An 18,092-nucleotide genomic window follows, 5' to 3' on the forward strand; every position below is an offset into this window, starting at 1 on the left:
GGCTGAACGAAGCGGGTCTCACGATGTTCAGCGGCAAGCTACCCCCGCCTCCGCGGGGCCACGAAGGAGGGAGGCGCTATTCCGTCCACGTCACGCCATCCCGCTCGGTCAGCGCAATCCCTGCGCTCGGCCCCCAGCTCCCGCTCGGGTACGGCTTGGGCTTCACGTCATTCGCCTCCCAGCCGGCGCGGATCGCATCGATCCAGCGCCACTGCGCCTCCACCTCGTCGCGGCGCACGAACAGCGTCGGGTCGCCCTCGATCAGGTCGAGAAGCAGCCGTTCATAGGCGATGCGGCGCCGCGTGCCCGCGAATTCAGTATCGAGGCTGAGGTTCAGCGGCACCTCGCGCAGGCGGATGCCGTCACGGTCGAGGCCCGGCTGCTTCGCCATCACCAGCAGGCGGACATATTCCTCGGGCTGCAGGCGGATGACCAGCGTATTGGGCTGCAGTTGCCCACCGCGATCGGCGAAGATCGAGTGTGGCACCGGCTTGAACTGGATGGCGATCTCGCTCTGGCGGGCAGGCAGCCGCTTGCCCGTGCGCAGGTAGAAGGGGACGCCTTGCCAGCGCCAATTGTCGACATGTGCCTTGATCGCGACGAACGTCTCGGTGCTCGATGGCTTGCCCAGCTCGTCGGCGTAGGACTTCACGACCTTCTCGCCCACCGCACCCGCACCATATTGGCCGGTAACGGTCAGATGGCCCGCGTCCTTGGGCTCGATCGGGCGAAGCGAGCGCAGCACTTTTACCTTTTCGTCCCGGATCGAGGTGCCGTCGAAGCGGGCAGGCGGCTCCATGGCGATCAGCGCGAGCAGTTGAAGGATGTGGTTCTGCACCATGTCGCGCAGCGCGCCGGCGCCTTCGTAATAGCCTGCGCGATCCTCCAGCCCGACCGTCTCGGCGATGGTGATCTGGACGTGGTCGATCCCGCGCGCGTTCCACACCGGCTCGAACAGCGAATTGCCGAAGCGCAGCGCCAGGATGTTCTGGACGGTTTCTTTGCCCAGATAATGGTCGATCCGGAACGTGCGCTCTTCGGGGAAGGCGGCAGCGACAGCATCGTTGATCTCGCAGGACGAGGCGAGGTCGTGTCCCAGCGGCTTTTCGAGGCTGATCCGCACCGTGTCCCCGGCAAGGCCCGCCGATTCGAGGCCCTTGATCGTCGGCTCGAACAGCGAAGGCGCCGTCGACAAGAAAATTGCGAGCCCATCGGACACGTCACCGATCTTTTCGGCAAGTGCTGGAAAGCCTTCGGTCTTCGATGCGTCGAGCGGCTGATACTGCAGCCGCTTTAGGAAAGACGCGATCTTGTCGGCATCCTTGCGGTCGGCCGGCAAGAACTCGTCGAGCGCGGCAGCGGCAAAGTCACGGAAACCCGCATCGTCATAATCGGAACGCGCCGTGCCGGTGATCGTCAGCGCGGTCGGCAGCAGGCCGTCGGCATGCAGCCCGAACAGCGACGGGATCAGCATCCGCCGCGACAGATCGCCCGTCGCTCCGAACAGCAGCAGCTTGCCAACGGCTCCGGTCACTCAGCGCTCCCCCAAAGAATGCACCCCCTCCCTAACGGCGTGGGGGCGGGGGGCAAGGCTTCAGCGTCCAAGAAAACGTATGCGGCGGCGAAGCGGAGTGTGAGCGCTACCAGTCGATCGGTATCGGCGCGTTCAGAGCACCAGTCCGGCCGTCGGATCGAACCCCGCCATGACGTTCAGGTTCTGCACCGCGGCGCCTGCAGCGCCCTTGCCGAGATTGTCGAGGGTCGCGATCAGCCGGGCGTGCCCGCGCTCGGCATTGCCGGTAACGCGCAGGGTCAGCCGATCGGTGCCGGCGTCGTCCTCGACGCGCACCAGCGACGCGCCATCGTCGACGACGCGGACGATCCGGCTGCCGTCATAGGCGGCCGCCAGCGTGTCGCGAAGTGCCTCGAGGCTGGGACGACGGGGCAGGGCGTGAAGCGCCAACGGCACTTCGACCACCATACCGCGATAGGTCCCGACGACCGAAGGCGTAAAGATCGGCGGATGTTCAAGCCGGGCGTGGCGCTGCATCTCGGGGACATGCTTGTGTTCGAGGCTGAGCGCATAGCCGCGCCACGCGCTCTTCTCGGCGCCGCCTTCATAGTCCTCGATCATCTGGCGGCCCCCGCCGGAATAGCCGGACACGGCGTTCACCGTCACCGCGCCATCGACAGGAATCAGACCAGTGCGGACCAACGGCCGAACGAGAGCCAGGAAACCGGTCGGATAGCAGCCGGGGTTGGTCACCCGCGGCGCCTCGGCAATCAGTGCGGTCTGGCTCGGCTCCAGCTCGGGAAAGCCGTAGGTCCAGCCATCGGCCGTGCGATGCGCCGTCGACGCGTCGATCACTCGCGTGCGCGGATTGTCGATCAGCGCGACGCTGTCGCGCGCGGCGTCGTCGGGCAGGCAGAGGATGACGAAATCGGCGTCGTTGAGCGCCGCGCGCTTGGCGGCGGCATCCTTGCGCAGGTCGCCCTCAAGCGTGATCAGGTCGATTTCCGGACGGCCGCTCAACCGCTCGCGAATTTCCAGGCCGGTGGTACCGGCGGCGCCATCGATGAAGACCGAACGCTTCATGGCATCCTCCGCCGCGTCATGATCGGGCCGAGATCGGCAAGCGCGACCCGCGCCACGCCCGCGTCGCCGACGTGGATCGCGTGCGTCCCGTCGGTCGCGATGGCGACGTCGGTTTCGGTGAAGACCAGATCGCCGCGCAGGACCGGTGCGCTATCGCTGACGACATGGCCAAGTTCGCGCGCCTGGATGTCGACGAAGCGGACGGTTTTTGTCCCGGACAACGACAGGACGAGCGACACGAGCCCGCCGGCATCGACGCCCGCGCTCGACCGGCCACCGGCGACGGCGGGCGTTCCGGTCAGCGACTCGGCGATCGCGACGAAATCCTTCGGCAACGCATCGAGCGGACGCACGATCGCCGGATCGAGGCGATCGGCCTGTTCGTTCGTCAGGCGTGTGCCGACCGGAACATCGCCGCCGGGCGCACATACGACATGTGTCGGTTGGACTGGCGTATCGAGCACGTCCATCGCCACGAACCCGACCGTCCCGTCGACGCCGGCGACGCCCCAGGCATAGCCATGCGACAATTCCAGCACGTCGAACGACTCGCCCGGCAATATTTCGGAGATCGGCTCGCCCCCATGCGCTGCCAGGATCGGCGCGCGGCGCGTGGCGCTACGCTGCACCGCGGCCGCATAGTGCGGCGCGAACACGCGGTCGGCCAGGCGGACGTCGGCGAGGTCGCCGCGGGCAGCCTCCACCCGCGGATCGACGCTGTGACTGCGTCCGGTGAGCGCGAAGCGCTTACGCGTGCGCGGGCTGGCGCTGGGCGGCGCCTGATGAGACCGGTGATCCGTCACCGGAGAGGAAGTGCCCGAATTCTGCAAGAAAGTCTGCCCCCTTAGGCGTGCGCGCGACGAAGATGTTACGCTTGTCGGTGTCGTCGCGCTGGCGGCGCAGATAGCCGAGAGCGCCCAGACGATTCAAGGCACGCGTGACGACTGGTTTCGACACGTTCAGCGCACGGGCCAGTCCGCGCACCGTATGGGGGCCTTTTTCCAGATAGACGAGCATCAGCAGCGCCATCTGGCGATTGGTGAGGTCGGGTTCGCCGGAACGCACATAATCGACGAGCGTGTGCATCCAGGTGAACAGCGATTTTTCGGAGATTGCGTTCACGTCATCGGGTCCGCTTCTTACCGTTGCGAGCCCGTCACGGCGGGCGGTCTTGCGGCATTAACGCCAAGATAAGCCTCGGGTTTCAGTGCGTTCGCGAAATGTTTGCGATAGTGTGACAGGGGCGTCCGGGTGCGTGTGCGGCGGCCGCGGTTGATCCCCGGGCAGGCGTCGCCTATGTGCGCCGCCAGTCCACTCATATCGATCGGTTTTCGTCCCCCATGTTCACCTTCCTGCTCGTCGTCCAGGCGATCATCGCCGCGTTGCTCGTGACGGTGATCCTGATGCAGAAGTCGGAAGGTGGCGGGCTGACCACCGGCGGCAGCCCGTCGGGACTGATGTCGGCGCGCGGGGCGGCGGATTTCCTGACGCGGGCGACGGCCGTGCTCGCCAGCCTGTTCATCATCATGTCGATCGGCCTCGCCTTCCTGGCGGCGGCGAACAAGACGTCGACGGTCGATACCAGCCTGGCCCGTACCGCCCCCGCGCCGCAGCAGGCACCGGTCGCAGGCGGCGATCAGGACGCACTGAAGGCCGCTGCCGATGCCGCGGCGCAGAATGCAGCCGCGCCGGCCAACGGCAGCGGCGTTCCGCTCCAGCAGTAATCGCACACGCATTACCGCTTTCACGTCAAGCGCGGGCACTTCCGCGCTTGCCCAACACGCATGTTCAAGGTTAGGCGCATCCTCCCATGGCGCGGTATATCTTCATCACCGGCGGCGTGGTCTCGTCGCTCGGCAAAGGCCTCATGGCGGCCTCTCTCGCAGCTTTGTTGCAGGCACGCGGCTACCGCGTCCGCATCCGAAAGTTCGATCCCTATCTGAACGTCGATCCGGGCACGATGAGCCCGTATCAGCACGGCGAAGTCTATGTGACCGACGACGGGGCGGAAACCGATCTCGACCTTGGCCATTACGAGCGCCTCACGGGGGTGCCGAGCCGTCAGAGCGACAACATCACCTCCGGCCGCATCTACCAGACGATCATCGCCAAGGAACGTCGCGGCGACTATCTGGGCGCGACCGTGCAGGTCATCCCGCACGTCACCGATGCGATCAAGGAATTTGCCCGCAACGAAACCGAAGACCTGGATTTCGTGCTCTGCGAAATCGGGGGCACGGTCGGCGACATCGAATCGCTGCCGTTCATGGAGGCGATTCGCCAACTCCGGAACGATGTGGGCCGGCAGAACACCTGTTTCGTCCATCTGACGCTGGTGCCGTACATCGCCGCGGCCGGCGAGCTGAAGACCAAGCCGACCCAGCACAGCGTGCGCGACATGACCGCGCTGGGCATTCAGCCTGACGTGCTGGTCTGCCGCTGCGAACGGCCGCTCCCGGCCAGCGAACGCGCCAAGATCGCCTTGTTCTGCAACGTGCCGACCGAAGCGGTCATCCCCGCGCTCGACGCCAAGTCGATCTACGGCGTGCCGCTGCAATATCATGCCGAGGGCCTCGACCGCGCGGTCCTGAACAGCTTCGGCCTGCCGTCCTCGGACACGCCCGACCTGCGCCGCTGGGACGACATCATCGACCGGCTGACCAATGTCGAAGGCGAAGTGTCGATCGGCGTGGTCGGTAAATATGTTGGTCTGCAGGACGCGTACAAGTCTCTGCACGAAGCGCTGGTGCACGGCGGCATCGCCAACCGGGTGAAGGTCAACATCCGCTGGCTCGACGCCGAACTGTTCGAACAGGCGCCCGACGATATCGCCGCGACGCTGGAACCGTTGCACGCAATCCTGGTGCCGGGCGGATTTGGCGAGCGCGGGTCCGAAGGCAAGATCGCCGCGGTCCGCTTCGCCCGCGAACGCAAGGTGCCCTATTTCGGCATTTGTCTCGGCATGCAGATGGCCTGCATCGAGGGCGCGCGGAATACCGCCGGCATCGCGGAGGCCTCGACCACCGAATTCGGCCCGACGCCGGAGCCGGTCGTTGGCCTCATCACCGAATGGATGACGGCCGAGGGTCTGCAGCAGCGTCAGGAGGGCGGTGATCTGGGCGGCACGATGCGTCTGGGCGCCTATGACGCGGCGCTGGCGGGCAACAGCCATGTCGCGAGCATCTATGGCTCGAACGCGATCAGCGAGCGCCATCGCCACCGGTATGAAGTGAACGTCCATTACAAGGACGCGCTGGAGGCAGGCGGCCTACGCTTTTCGGGCATGTCGCCCGATGGCGCGCTGCCCGAGATCGTCGAGCGGCCGGATCACCCGTGGTTCGTCGGCGTGCAGTTCCACCCCGAACTGAAGTCGAAGCCATTTGAACCGCACCCGCTGTTCGCCAGCTTCATCGCAGCCGCCGTGCAGCAGAGCAGGCTGGTCTGACGAGCACCGCCGCACGCGGCCCATAGAAAAAGCGCCCGGATCGGAACCGATCCGGGCGCCCTCCTGACGGCGCTGAAAAGGGAGCAAAGCGCCGCTAGTTGGTCAGGCCGCTGTCAGGCGGCCTTGGCCTCGATCGCCGGCTGGCGATCCGCGCTCGCATCGCCGCCGATCGCAACCTTCTTTGGCTTCATCGCCTCGGGCACTTCGCGAACGAGGTTGATGACCAGCAGGCCATCCTTCAGGTCGGCGTCGGCCACGCGGATGAAATCGGCGAGCTCGAAGCGGCGCTCGAAGCTGCGGTTCGCGATGCCCAAATGGAGCATCTGCGCCGCATTGTCCTGCGACTCGGTCTTCTTGCCCGCAACGACCAGCAGATTCTGCTGTGCGGTGATGTCGAGTTCGTCCGAGCGGAAGCCCGCGACTGCCAGCGTGATGCGATAGCGATCGTCGGCAACGCGTTCGAGATTGAACGGCGGATAATTCTCGCTCGGCGCGCTTCGCGTGCCCTGTTCGAGCAGGTCGAACAGGCGGTCGAAGCCGATCGTCGAGCGGCGGTAGGGGGTGAAATCGATCTGACGCATGGTTCAAACCTCCAACTGATGAGCGTTCTGAAACGTCGATCCGGATGTCCGCAGTTGCGCGACACCGGGGTCGCCGCGGCCCGCCAGGCGGCACCGCGTACGCGCTATTTTGGTAGGAGAAGGCGGGGTTTCAAGGGGGCTAAGTCCCTGAGAACAGGCGATACGTAGCGAAGCTTTTGCAGGCGATATTCCTTCTTCCTGTCAAATCCGAGCGTTGGAGTGGGAATAAGGCCGGGACATTCCATAAAAGGGGCCCGATCTATGCCGTCCATCCTGCCGCTCGCGTTGATCCTGCAATCGACCACCGCGTTGCCGCCGCCGGTCGTGGTCGAAAGTCCGGCCGCACCGCAGACGGCGCCGGGCGATCCGCAACGCACCGAAGTCGATGTCCAGCGCAGTTCGGTCGCTTCCGACATCGTGGTGACGGCTCGGCGGCGTGAGGAACGGGCGCAGAATGTGCCGATTCCGATCTCGGTGGTCGGCGTGAAGGAGATCGACGACACCGGCAGCTTCAATGTCGCGCGGCTCCAGCAACTGCAGCCGACGCTGCAATTCTATTCGACCAATCCGCGCAATTCGTCCGTCAATATCCGCGGGCTGGGCGCTCCGCTCGGGCTGACCAACGACGGGATCGACCAGGGCGTCGGCGTCTATATCGACCAGGTCTACCTCAGCCGCGTGGCAGCCGCGACGCTCGACTTCCTTGACGTCCAGCAGGTCGAAACGCTGCGCGGGCCGCAAGGCACGCTGTACGGCAAGAACACGGTCGCGGGCGCCATCAACATCACCAGCCGGGCGCCGAGCTTCGACTTCGAAGGGCGGGCGGAGGTGTCGGCTGGCAATCTCGAGTTCAAGCAGGCGAAGGCATCGGTATCCGGTCCTCTCGGCGAGCGCGTGGCAGCGCGCCTTGGTCTCGCAGCGACAAGCCGGCGCGGAACGGTCTTCAACGTCCGTAGCGGCACCTACGTCAACGAGCAGGACAATCTGGGCGTTCGCGGCGCGCTGTTGTTTCGCGCGAGCGACAGCCTCGACCTGACGCTCAGCGGCGATTATTCGCGCCAGAATCCCGAATGCTGCGCGCAGATCTTCGTTCGCGTCGGCGCGACGCAGCGTCCGCTAAGCCGCCAGTATGATGCGCTTGCCCGCGCTCAGGGCTATGAGCCGGTGAGCCGCAACGCGTTCGCCCGGTTGACCGACCTCGATGCCGAATTGAATGCCGGCAATATCCTGGGCGGCGTATCGTTGCGTGGCGAGCTGGAGACAGGGGCGGGGCAACTGACCTCGATTACCGCTTGGCGGTTCTGGGACTGGAAACCGGCCAACGATCGCGACTTCACCGGCCTGCCGATCACGACCAAGTCGAACAATCCGACCAAGCAGGATCAGTTCACGCAGGAGTTCCGCTTCGCCGGCGACGGCCGCGGGTTCGATTACGTCATCGGCCTGTTCGGCTTCTACCAGGACATCCATACCACCGGCATCCAGCAGCAGGGATCGGCGGCGAGTCGCTGGCTCATCAATCCGACGAACGCACTGTCCAACGATCCTAGTGTGCTCGAGGGCCTGACCGCGAACAACGACATTCGCCTGAAGAACTTCAGCGGCGCGCTGTTCGCCAAGCTCAACTGGCGTCTGGGCGAGCGCTTCACCCTGTCCCCGGGCTTCCGCGTCAACTACGACGACAAGGTCGGCAGCTACGTCAGCATCGTCCGCGATGCGCAGGGTAATCTTGTGCCCTATTCGGGCGGCACCGCGCGCCAGGCCGCGCAGCGCGACGCGATCCAGCCGCAGGCGTTCACGGATGAAGCCTATCGCGCCTGGAACGTGTCGTACGATCTGACCGGATCGTACAAGCCGGCACAGGACGTGCTGCTCTATGCGACCTATGCGCACAGCTTCAAATCGGGCGGGCTAAACCTGAACGGCGTGCCGGTCGTGAACGGCGTCGTGCAGACGCAACTCGCCCAGATCGCGCCCGAGAAGGTCGATCATTTCGAGGCGGGCGTGAAGTCGCAGTTCTGGGACCGCAAGGCCACGCTCAACGTCACAGGCTTCTGGACGACGATCCGCGACTACCAGGCGATCGTGAACAACCAGTCGACCTCGACGCTGCGCGGCTATCTTGCCAATGCCGGCAAGGTTCGGGTCCGCGGCATCGAAGCGGATTTCTCGATCCGCCCGTCGGAGCGGCTGACCGCTTACGTCAATGGTGCGTTCAACGACGCCCGCTACCTCGATTTCAAGAACGCGCCATGCCCGCCCGAACTGTCGGGCGGCGGCAGCGGTGCGACCATCGGCGCGCCGGGCACGCCGGGCACCAACAGCCCGGTCGTCTGCGACATCTCCGGCCAATGGCTGCCCGGCGTGTCGAAATGGGCCTTCTCGTACGGCGGTGAATACAATCTACCGGCGCGGTTGTTCGGGCTCGACGGCCAAACCTATGTCGGGGTGGATGCGAGCACGCGAACCAAGTTCTCGTCGAATGCATCGCGGTCGATCTACACCGATATCGATGGCCACACGCTGGCAAACCTGCGTGCAGGCTTCCGTAGCACGAACGGGTTCAACGTGTTCGGCTGGGTGCGAAACGTGTTCGACAAGCAATATTATGAAGTCCTCGCCACCACCCCGGGAAATACCGGGCTGATCGCGGGCAATGTCGGCGATCCGCAGACATATGGGATCACGATCGGGAAGAGCTTCTGATCGCAGGCGAAGGCAAATGCCGGTGCCCGTCAAGACGGGCATCGCCGAGATCGGTCGGCGGACGGCCCAGGGCCGGTCCGGCCGACGGCCGCTTTACCGGGGTCGCGAGAAGAGGGAACATTAGCCCCCTCACGTTCACCCCGAGCCTGCCGAGGGGCAGGACTGCGAGACAAACGGTCGGCTTTGCGGCACGAAGTACGGTTCTTCGACAAGTTCAGCACGAACGGAGGTTGAGCAGCCGAAGCCAGCGCCGGCGGCAAAGCCGCGTCTGCGGGCGCTGAGGTCAGCGCCCGCCGGCCGGCTTGGTGACGCGCGTTGCGCGACGCGCGCAGTGTGCGCAGTGTGCGCAGTGCCACCAAACGCAAACGCCCGGGCCGTTTCCAGCCCGGGCGTCCTGCGTGACGAAAATGAATTCGTCAGCCCCCTTGATTCCAACCTTCTACCCGCACGCCGATCCTCCCAGAACGGCGGGGCCGAAGGCCTCCCTGAACCGCGGCCATTGCCTGCGTCTCAGTGCGTTTGTGACTATGCAGCCGAGCGCCGCTTGTCATCCCTGAACAGAAGCTGTCGCAACGATTGCGCGACAGTTGTGGGAATCGTGCAACAGCGCGCTTGCCCGCCGTCATGGCGCCCCCTAGGGCGTCACCCATGTTATTGTCCTCCTACGAGCGGATGATCGCGCGCCGTTACCTGTTGCCGGGCCGGGGAGAGGCGTTCATCGCCCTCGTCGCGGGCATCAGCCTGGTCGCGGTCATGCTCGGCGTCGCCGCCCTCGTCGTCGTAATGAGCGTCATGAACGGCTTTCGTGCCGAACTGTTCGACAAGATCGTCGGGCTGAACGGGCATGCGGTTGTCCAAGGATACGGCAATCAGCTGCGCGACTGGCGCGAGATTCTAGCGGAAACGCGAAAAATTCCCGGCGTCATTTCGGCGACCCCGTTAATCGAAAACCCGTTGATGGCGAGTGCCGAGGGACGGGTCGCCGGCGTGATCGTCCGTGGGATGCGGGTGGAAGACATCCAGGCGAACCCGTCGTTGAACAGCAATGTGCTGGCAGGGTCGCTGCGCAAACTTCAGCCCGACAGTGGCATGATCGGGATCGGATCACGCCTGGCCGAATCGCTGGGTGTCACTGAAGGGTCCGAGGTTCAGCTGATCAGTCCCGAAGGCCCCGCGTCACCGATGGGCACCGTGCCGCGGATCGTCAGCTACCGTGTTGGCGCAATCTTCGAAGTCGGGGTGTTCGATTACGACAAGGCCTTTGTCATCATGCCGATGCAGGATGCACAGACGCTGTTGCTGATGGGGGATTCGGTCGGCATGATCGAGATCGATGTTGCCGATCCCGACCGCGTCGACGCCATCGCGACGCCGCTTGCGCAGATCGTCGGCCGGCGCGGCGTCGTCCAGGACTGGCGTCAGATGAACGCGCAGCTCTTCGAGGCGCTGGCCGTCGACCGGCTGGTCACCTTCACCGTGCTGTCGATCCTGATCATGGTGTCGGTGTTCAATATCCTATCCTCGTTGATCATGCTGGTCCGCGCAAAGACCCGCGACATCGCGATCCTGCGCACGATGGGTGCGACGCGCGGTGGACTGATCCGTATCTTCATGACGGTCGGCACGTCGATCGGCGCAGTCGGGATCGGGCTGGGTCTGATCCTCGGGTTCATCCTGCTGACCTATCGCCAGGGCGTGGTGAGCTTCCTGGGCTTCGTGACCGGGCAGCAGATCTGGGACCCGTCGATGCGATTTCTGACCGAACTCCCGGCGAAGACCGACCCACTCGAAGTCGTCGGCATCGCTGCGATGGCGTTCGGCTTCAGCTTCCTCGCGACGCTGTATCCCGCGTTCAAAGCGGCCAATACCGATCCGGTGCAGGTGCTGCGTTATGACTAATCCGGTTCTCGAAACCATTGATCTGCGCCGCAGCTTCACGCAGGGCGAGGTCACGATCGAGGTTCTGCGCGGTGTGAACCTGCGCGTGGGGCAGGGCGAAATCGTCGCGCTGCTCGGTCCCTCGGGCTCGGGCAAGTCGACGCTGCTCCAGGCGGTCGGCTTGCTGGAGGGCGGCTTCGACGGATCGATCCGCATCCTCGGGACCGAAGCGGCAAAGCTCGACAGCGCCGGCCGGACCGAGATGCGCCGCGACCGCCTCGGCTTCGTCTACCAGTTCCACCATCTGCTTCCCGACTTTTCCGCGCAGGAGAATGTCGTCCTGCCGCAGCTGATTCACGGGGCCCCGCGCACCGAAGCCGAAGCGCGTGCCGAAACGCTGCTGAGCGCGCTCGGCCTTGCCAAGCGCCTGGGCCACCGCCCGAGCCAGCTGTCGGGCGGCGAACAGCAACGCGTCGCGGTCGCTCGCGCGCTGTCGAACAAACCCGCGCTGGTGCTTGCCGATGAACCCACCGGCAACCTCGACGAAGCGACCGCCGACGTGGTCTTCGCCGAGTTCCTGCGCCTGGTCCGCGACCAGGGCTCCGCCTCACTCGTCGCGACGCACAATGAACGACTGGCCGGACGGATGGACCGCGTGGTGCGGCTGCACGAGGGAGTGCTCGAATGACCGACATCACTACCATCCCCGTCACCGCCACCGACGGCTCGTCGACCGACCTGTCGGCCTATGCCGGCAAGGTGCTGTTGATCGTCAATACCGCGTCGAAATGCGGCTTCACCCCGCAATATGCCGGGCTGGAGGCATTGCACCGGCGCTACGCCGACCGGGGGTTCGCGGTGCTCGGCTTTCCGTGCAACCAGTTCGGCGCGCAGGAGCCCGGGGATGCGGCGGAGATCGCGAATTTCTGCTCGCTGACCTATGACGTGACCTTCCCCCTATTTTCCAAGGTCGATGTGAACGGCACGGATGCAGCGCCGCTATTTAGGCACCTGAAGCATGAGGCGCCGGGGCTGTTGGGGTCGGAAGGGATCAAGTGGAACTTCACCAAGTTCCTCGTCGATCGCAATGGGCGGGTGGTCGACCGCTACGCGCCGACGACGAAGCCTGAAGATATTGCGAGGGATATCGAGCGACTGCTCTAAGCGCCCGGCGTTCCCAAGACGGTCGAAGGACGGATAATAGGGGCGCGACCTCAAACGTCTCTCGAGCCGAACGGGGGTTGGGTGGGCAGAAATCGACACGCCGATTGGTGTGGATAACCCGGCCGGCCGCCTTTCAAATCCGACCCCGACCGCCTACGCTCCCGACCGTGGCACATTCCGGTTTCGTCCCCCTTCGCGTCTTCTCCTCCTACACCATGCTGGAAGGCGCGATCGAGCCGAAGGCGATCGCCAAGCGGGCGAAGGCGCTGGGGTTTCCCGCCGTCGCGCTGGCGGATCGCAACGGGCTCTACGCCGCCATGGCATTCGGCGACGCGTGCAAGGATGCGGGCGTCCAGCCGATCATCGGTACCCTGCTCGCGATCAAGCGACCGGTCCCGGAGGGAGTCGAGGCGCCGATCGACTGGTTGGCGCTCTATGCCCAGGACACGACCGGTTATGACAATCTGTGCGCGCTCGTCAGCCATGCGCATCTTGGGCGGCCGGTCGAGGAGGATGCGCACGTTCCCCTCGACGCGCTCGAAGGACGGACCGACGGCCTAATCGCATTGACCGCGGGCGGGGAGGGGGCGCTGGCGCGCCTGTATGCAGAGGACCAGCCGGGCGCCGCGGCCGCCTATGCTGATCACTTGCAGGCGCTGTTCCCGAACCGGCTCTACGTCGAGATCAGCCGCCGCGGCGATACGGTCGAGGGGCGCGCCGAAGCCGCGTTGATCGACCTCGCCTACGCCCGCGACCTGCCGCTGGTCGGTACCAACCCGTGCTGCTTCGCCGAGGACAGTTTTCACGAAGCCCATGACGCTATGCTGTGCATCGCCTCGTCGAGCTATGTCACCAGCGATGACCGCAAGCGATCCTCGCCCGAAGCGTGGATGAAGCCGGCGGACGTGATGCGCGAGATGTTCGCCGACCTGCCCGAAGCGATCGAGAACACGCTTGTCGTCGCGCAGCGTTGCGCGGTCGCCGCCCCCAAGCGCAAGCCGATCCTGCCCAGCCTGGCGGGCGACATCGCGGGCGAAGCGGCGATGCTGCGCGAACAGGCGCGCGCAGGGTTGGCGATGCGGCTGGAGAAAGCCGGCATTGCCGACGACGCCGCGGTCGACACCTACCGCAAGCGCCTCGAATTCGAGCTCGACGTCATCATCCAGATGGGCTTCCCGGGCTATTTCCTGATCGTTGCCGACTTCATCAAATGGGCGAAGGAACGCGATATTCCGGTCGGGCCGGGACGTGGTTCGGGCGCGGGATCGGTCGTCGCCTGGGTGCTGACGATCACCGACCTCGACCCGATCAAGCTCGGGTTGCTGTTCGAACGCTTCCTGAATCCGGAACGCGTGTCGATGCCCGACTTCGACATCGACTTCTGCGAAACCCGGCGTGGCGAGGTCATCCGCTACGTCCAGGAACGCTATGGCCATGACAAGGTCGCGCAGATCATCACCTTCGGTAAGCTGAAGGCGCGCGCGGTCGTGAAGGACACCGGCCGCGTGCTTCAGATGAGCTACGGCCAGGTCAACCGCCTTGCCGGGCTGATCCCCAACCACCCGACCGACCCCTGGACGCTGGAGCGCGCGTTGAACGGCGTCGCCGAGCTGGCGGCCGAGTATAAGAATCACAGCGACGTCCGCCATCTGCTCGACCTGGCGCAGAAGCTGGAAGGCTTGCCGCGGCACTCCTCGACCCATGCTGCGGGGGTGGTGATCGGCGATCGGCCGCTCAGCCAGCTGGTCCCGCTCTACCGCGATCCGCGATCGGACATGCCGGTCACCCAGTTCGACATGAAATATGTCGAAGGGGCGGGGTTGGTGAAGTTCGACTTCCTTGGCCTCAAGACGCTGAGCGTCCTGAAGAAGGCGGTCGAGCTGCTCGCCAATCGTGGGATCGACGTCGATCTCGACACGCTCGCCTGGGATGATCCGGAGGTGTACGCGCTCCTCCAGCGTGGCGACACGGTCGGCGTTTTCCAGCTCGAATCGGACGGCATGCGGCGTACGCTGTCGGCGGTCCGCCCGTCCAATTTCGGCGATATCATCGCGCTCGTCTCGCTCTACCGGCCGGGCCCGATGGACAACATCCCGACGTTCGGCGCGCGCAAGAACGGGCGGGAAGCGGTGCAATATCCGCACCCATTGCTCGAGCCGATCCTGGCGGAAACCTACGGCATCTTCGTCTACCAGGAACAGGTCATGCAGGCCGCGCAGATCCTGGCGGGCTATTCGCTGGGCGGCGCCGATTTGCTGCGCCGCGCGATGGGCAAGAAGATCAAGGCGGAAATGGACGCCCAGCGGGCGACCTTCGTCGAAGGGTGCGCGCAGCACAACCAGATACCCGAAGCCTATGCCAACCAGCTGTTCGACTTGATCGACAAGTTTGCCGGCTATGGCTTCAACAAGAGCCACGCCGCGGCCTATGCGCTGCTCGCGTACCAGACCGCGTGGTTGAAGGCCCATTACCCGCACGAATTCTTCGCCGCGTCGATGTGCTTCGACATGCATCAGACCGACAAGCTCTGCATCTTCATCGACGACATGAAGCGCCTGGGCGTGCCGTGCCTGCCGCCGGACCTGAACGCGGCGGAGGCCGAATTTTCGGTGGAGCCGCATGAGGACGGCCACGCGGTCCGCTATGGTCTGGGCGCGCTGAAGGGTGTCGGCGAGCGGGCGATGGAGTTGCTGGTCGCCGAGCGTGAGGAGAATGGGAAGTTCGCCTCCCTCGACGATCTGGCCAAGCGAGTCGATCCGCGGCTGCTGAACAAACGGCAGGTCGAAACTCTAGCCGCGGCCGGGTCGTTCGATTCGATCGATGCGAACCGCGCAGGCGTCTACGCAGTGGCGGAAACATTGCTGGCCGAGGCGTCGCGTCACAAGCAGAGCGAGATGTCGGGACAGGGCGACTTCCTGTCCGCGGTCACCGAACACCGGGTTCACATCGAACTCCCCCAGAGCGCGCATTGGTCGCTTGCCAAGCGGATCGAGGCCGAGAAGGAGGCGTTCGGCTTCTTCTTCTCCTCCCATCCGCTCGATCGCTATGCGCACCTGGCCCGCGGGCAGGGCGCGCGACCGATCGCAGCGCTGGGCGAGGTTCCGGTGGCGGAGGGGGCGCGGTCGGGCGCGACGATCGCGGCGCTCGTCGAGGACGCCCGTTGGCGAACCTCGGCGCGCGGCAATCGCTACCTGATGATGACGCTCAGCGATCAGTCGGGGCAGGTGCCGGCGACGTGTTTCGACGAAGCGGTGTCGAAGGATCTGGAAGAGGCGAGCCGCGAGGGCGGCTGCGGGCTGATGACCGTCGAACTCGATCGCCGTGCGGGCGAGGACAGCGCGCGCGTCACGGTGCGGCGAATTCGACCGCTCGAGGACATGGCACAGAACGCGCGGATGAGCCTCACTTGCGTCGTCGATACGTCGAACGCGTGGGCGCATCTGGCGACGCTGCTCGACCCGGCGCGCGGCGGCCGGGGCGAGGTGCGCGCGCAGGTGCCGCTACCGGACGGGGGCGAGGCGATCCTGGTCGTCGGCCGTGATTTCAGGATCGATCCGGAATTGGCGAGCGCAATCGGGCGGGTTTCGGGTGTCCGCGACGTTGCACTGACGACGGAGCCGGGTCTGTCGCTCGCCGGCTGAGACGCTGCAAGCCCGCTACTGACGGACCTTGATCATCCGTTCGCCTGGCGCTTGGCGAAGGGCATTTCTTGCACGTACGGTCCGATATCAAAGGCGCGACCGGCGCTTTGTGAAGCAAGCCGGCGGACCAAGCCTTGCCAACGCCTATCGACCTGCGGCACTCTCTTTCGAAAGATCGGTATGAAGGAGAGAGGCGATGCTCGGTGCGATGCAGGACGTGGAGCTCAGGATTCCTCTGCTGCTCGATCACGCTGCCCGCGAGCATGGCAGCCGCGAGATCGTCACGCGCTGGGCCGATGGTCGCACGACGCGGACAGACTGGGCCGGCGTTCACCGCGACGCCCGGCGACTGGCGCAGGCGCTCGAGCGGCTGGGCGTCAAAAAGGGTGACCGCGTCGCTACGCTGGCGATGAACCATGTCGGCCATTTGGTGGCATGGTATGGTGTGATCGGGATGGGCGGGGTGATCCATACGGTCAACCCGCGGCTGTTCGACGACCAGCTGGCCTTCATCGCCAATCATGCCGAAGACCAAGTGCTGCTGTACGACGCGATGTTCGCCCCGATCGTCGAGCGCATGAAGCCCCAATGGACGACGATCCGCCATTACGTCTGCTTCGACAACGGCGAATATGACGCGCTGCTCGATGCCGAGGACGGCGACTATCAATGGGTGACCGGACCGGAGCGCGAGCCGTGCCTGCTGTGCTACACCAGCGGGACGACCGGCGATCCCAAGGGCGTGCTCTATACCCATCGCTCCAACATGATTCATGCACTGGCCGAATTGCAGCCGGCGGTGTTCGACCTCGACAGCCGGGCGGTCGCGCTGCCGATCGTGCCGATGTTCCACGCGGTCGGCTGGGGCCTGCCGTTCGCCAGCGCCGCGGCCGGGATCAAGATCGTCTTCTCCGCGGTCAACGACCCCAAAGTGCTGTGTGCGCTGATGAACGACGAGAAGGTGACGCACACCGCGGGCGTGCCCACCGTCTGGCTGGCGATGTTCCAGCACATGGACGCGACCGGCGAATCGCCCAAGCATCTGAAAGTGGTGACGATCGGCGGCTCGGCCGCGCCGCGCGCGATGATCGAGCGGATCATGAACATGGGCGTGCGGGTCAATCACGCCTGGGGCATGACCGAGACCTCGCCGATCGGGACGATGGGGGCGCCGAGCCCCGACTGGGACGAACTGACGTTCGAACAGAAGGTCGACCAGACCGTTCGCCAGGGGCGTGTGCCCTTCGGGGTCGAACTGCGCATCGTCGATGATGAGGATCACGTCCTGCCGCGTGACGGCGAAGCGACCGGGCGTTTGCAGATTCGCGGACCGTGGATCGTCCAGCGCTATTTCAAAGGCGAGACGGACTGCGTGACCGCCGACGGCTGGTTCGACACCGGCGATGTCGCTGCGCTGCACCCCGACGGCACGATGCGGATCACCGACCGATCGAAGGACGTGATCAAGTCGGGCGGCGAATGGATCAGCTCTGTGGAACTCGAAAATGCCGCAGTAGGCTGTCCCGGCGTAGCCGAAGCGGCGGCGATCGGCGTGCGGCATCCGAAGTGGGACGAGCGGCCGATCCTGCTGGTCGTGCGGAAGCCCGGAAGCGCCGTGACCCCGGCGGAGATCACCGCACATCTTGCGAAGTTTGTCGCGAAATGGTGGCTGCCGGACAAAATCGTTTTTGTCGACGAATTGCCGCACACCGCGACGGGCAAGCTGCTGAAGACCGCCATCCGCGAGAAGTACCGCGACTACCGGCTTGCGGCGGCCTAACGCGCAGCGCGCGGTCATAATACGTCATCCCCGCGAAGGCGCGGATCGATTAGCGCTGGACGCCTTGAGGCTCATGTCTTTCAGCGCCAATTGATCTCCGCCTTAGCAGGGACGACGGCGCTCGTTTTACCGCTCCGGCGGCTTCGTCTCGTCCTTGTCGTCTGGCGTCTGCGCCTCTTCGCTCGCGCCACCGGCAGCGGTGCCGGCAGTATCAGGCACGGCGGATTCACCACCCAGGATTGTATCGTCCGGCTGCGGGGGATTGGGGTCGGTCATCGCACTCTCCTTCGCCCCCTCCAAC

At 65.2% G+C, this 18,092-nt stretch carries 14 protein-coding genes; 8 read left to right on the forward strand and 6 right to left on the reverse strand.

The window, feature by feature from the left end; genetic code table 11:
• Positions 1–76 precede the first annotated feature (76 nt).
• From zwf to JW805_07605, 4 genes are all read right to left on the reverse strand, one after another.
• On the reverse strand, positions 77–1,474 hold the full coding sequence (gene zwf / locus JW805_07590) for a glucose-6-phosphate dehydrogenase (GenBank protein MBN2971876.1): 1,398 nt from the start codon (positions 1,472–1,474) through the stop codon (positions 77–79).
• A 192-nt stretch (positions 1,475–1,666) separates the two neighbouring features.
• On the reverse strand, positions 1,667–2,596 hold the full coding sequence (gene argC / locus JW805_07595; GenBank protein ID MBN2971877.1) for an N-acetyl-gamma-glutamyl-phosphate reductase: 930 nt from the start codon (positions 2,594–2,596) through the stop codon (positions 1,667–1,669).
• Complete coding sequence (locus JW805_07600) at positions 2,593–3,300, reverse strand: hypothetical protein (protein ID MBN2971878.1); 708 nt, start codon at positions 3,298–3,300, stop codon at positions 2,593–2,595. The genes argC and JW805_07600 overlap by 4 nt, the downstream gene beginning before the upstream one ends.
• Positions 3,301–3,343: 43 nt before the next feature.
• Positions 3,344–3,682, reverse strand: a complete 339-nt coding sequence (locus JW805_07605; GenBank protein ID MBN2971879.1) for a MarR family transcriptional regulator — start codon at positions 3,680–3,682, stop codon at positions 3,344–3,346.
• A gap of 254 nt (positions 3,683–3,936) precedes the next feature.
• Between JW805_07605 and secG the strand changes: the two genes are divergently transcribed.
• Entirely contained in the window at positions 3,937–4,320 is a 384-nt protein-coding gene (gene secG, locus JW805_07610) for a preprotein translocase subunit SecG (GenBank protein ID MBN2971880.1), read from the forward strand.
• A gap of 86 nt (positions 4,321–4,406) precedes the next feature.
• Positions 4,407–6,041 (forward strand): CTP synthase, encoded by a 1,635-nt coding sequence (locus JW805_07615; protein MBN2971881.1) that lies wholly within the window; start codon positions 4,407–4,409, stop codon positions 6,039–6,041.
• A gap of 113 nt (positions 6,042–6,154) precedes the next feature.
• Here the strand turns inward: JW805_07615 and JW805_07620 are convergent, their stop codons facing one another.
• Positions 6,155–6,622, reverse strand: a complete 468-nt coding sequence (locus JW805_07620) for an Hsp20 family protein (protein MBN2971882.1) — start codon at positions 6,620–6,622, stop codon at positions 6,155–6,157.
• A 261-nt stretch (positions 6,623–6,883) separates the two neighbouring features.
• Between JW805_07620 and JW805_07625 the strand changes: the two genes are divergently transcribed.
• From JW805_07625 to JW805_07650, 6 genes are all read left to right on the forward strand, one after another.
• The gene (locus JW805_07625) at positions 6,884–9,328 is read left to right on the forward strand and encodes a TonB-dependent receptor (protein ID MBN2971883.1); all 2,445 of its coding nucleotides are present in this window, start codon (positions 6,884–6,886) and stop codon (positions 9,326–9,328) included.
• Between the two features lie 648 nt (positions 9,329–9,976).
• The gene (locus JW805_07630) at positions 9,977–11,227 is read left to right on the forward strand and encodes a lipoprotein-releasing ABC transporter permease subunit (GenBank protein ID MBN2971884.1); all 1,251 of its coding nucleotides are present in this window, start codon (positions 9,977–9,979) and stop codon (positions 11,225–11,227) included.
• Entirely contained in the window at positions 11,220–11,894 is a 675-nt protein-coding gene (locus JW805_07635; GenBank protein MBN2971885.1) for an ABC transporter ATP-binding protein, read from the forward strand. The genes JW805_07630 and JW805_07635 overlap by 8 nt, the downstream gene beginning before the upstream one ends.
• The gene (locus JW805_07640; protein MBN2971886.1) at positions 11,891–12,370 is read left to right on the forward strand and encodes a glutathione peroxidase; all 480 of its coding nucleotides are present in this window, start codon (positions 11,891–11,893) and stop codon (positions 12,368–12,370) included. The genes JW805_07635 and JW805_07640 overlap by 4 nt, the downstream gene beginning before the upstream one ends.
• A 215-nt stretch (positions 12,371–12,585) precedes the next feature.
• Positions 12,586–16,011, forward strand: coding sequence for a DNA polymerase III subunit alpha (gene dnaE / locus JW805_07645; protein ID MBN2971887.1), 3,426 nt, complete (start codon positions 12,586–12,588; stop codon positions 16,009–16,011).
• Between the two features lie 196 nt (positions 16,012–16,207).
• On the forward strand, positions 16,208–17,791 hold the full coding sequence (locus tag JW805_07650; GenBank protein ID MBN2971888.1) for a long-chain fatty acid--CoA ligase: 1,584 nt from the start codon (positions 16,208–16,210) through the stop codon (positions 17,789–17,791).
• A 126-nt stretch (positions 17,792–17,917) separates the two neighbouring features.
• Here the strand turns inward: JW805_07650 and JW805_07655 are convergent, their stop codons facing one another.
• The gene (locus JW805_07655) at positions 17,918–18,067 is read right to left on the reverse strand and encodes a hypothetical protein (GenBank protein ID MBN2971889.1); all 150 of its coding nucleotides are present in this window, start codon (positions 18,065–18,067) and stop codon (positions 17,918–17,920) included.
• Positions 18,068–18,092: the final 25 nt, after the last annotated feature.

The organism is Roseomonas aeriglobus (assembly GCA_016937575.1).
Classification (GTDB): domain Bacteria; phylum Pseudomonadota; class Alphaproteobacteria; order Sphingomonadales; family Sphingomonadaceae; genus Sphingomonas; species Sphingomonas aerigloba.

Coding starts and splice junctions, on each gene's coding strand:
- zwf (MBN2971876.1), bottom strand. CDS start 1,474: ATGCTGATCCCGTCGCTGTTCGGGCTGCATGCCGACGGCCTGCTGCCG.
- argC (MBN2971877.1), bottom strand. CDS start 2,596: ATGAAGCGTTCGGTCTTCATCGATGGCGCCGCCGGTACCACCGGCCTG.
- JW805_07605 (MBN2971879.1), bottom strand. CDS start 3,682: ATGCACACGCTCGTCGATTATGTGCGTTCCGGCGAACCCGACCTCACC.
- secG (MBN2971880.1), top strand. CDS start 3,937: ATGTTCACCTTCCTGCTCGTCGTCCAGGCGATCATCGCCGCGTTGCTC.
- JW805_07615 (MBN2971881.1), top strand. CDS start 4,407: ATGGCGCGGTATATCTTCATCACCGGCGGCGTGGTCTCGTCGCTCGGC.
- JW805_07620 (MBN2971882.1), bottom strand. CDS start 6,622: ATGCGTCAGATCGATTTCACCCCCTACCGCCGCTCGACGATCGGCTTC.
- JW805_07625 (MBN2971883.1), top strand. CDS start 6,884: ATGCCGTCCATCCTGCCGCTCGCGTTGATCCTGCAATCGACCACCGCG.
- JW805_07630 (MBN2971884.1), top strand. CDS start 9,977: ATGTTATTGTCCTCCTACGAGCGGATGATCGCGCGCCGTTACCTGTTG.
- JW805_07635 (MBN2971885.1), top strand. CDS start 11,220: ATGACTAATCCGGTTCTCGAAACCATTGATCTGCGCCGCAGCTTCACG.
- JW805_07640 (MBN2971886.1), top strand. CDS start 11,891: ATGACCGACATCACTACCATCCCCGTCACCGCCACCGACGGCTCGTCG.
- dnaE (MBN2971887.1), top strand. CDS start 12,586: ATGCTGGAAGGCGCGATCGAGCCGAAGGCGATCGCCAAGCGGGCGAAG.
- JW805_07650 (MBN2971888.1), top strand. CDS start 16,208: ATGCTCGGTGCGATGCAGGACGTGGAGCTCAGGATTCCTCTGCTGCTC.
- JW805_07655 (MBN2971889.1), bottom strand. CDS start 18,067: ATGACCGACCCCAATCCCCCGCAGCCGGACGATACAATCCTGGGTGGT.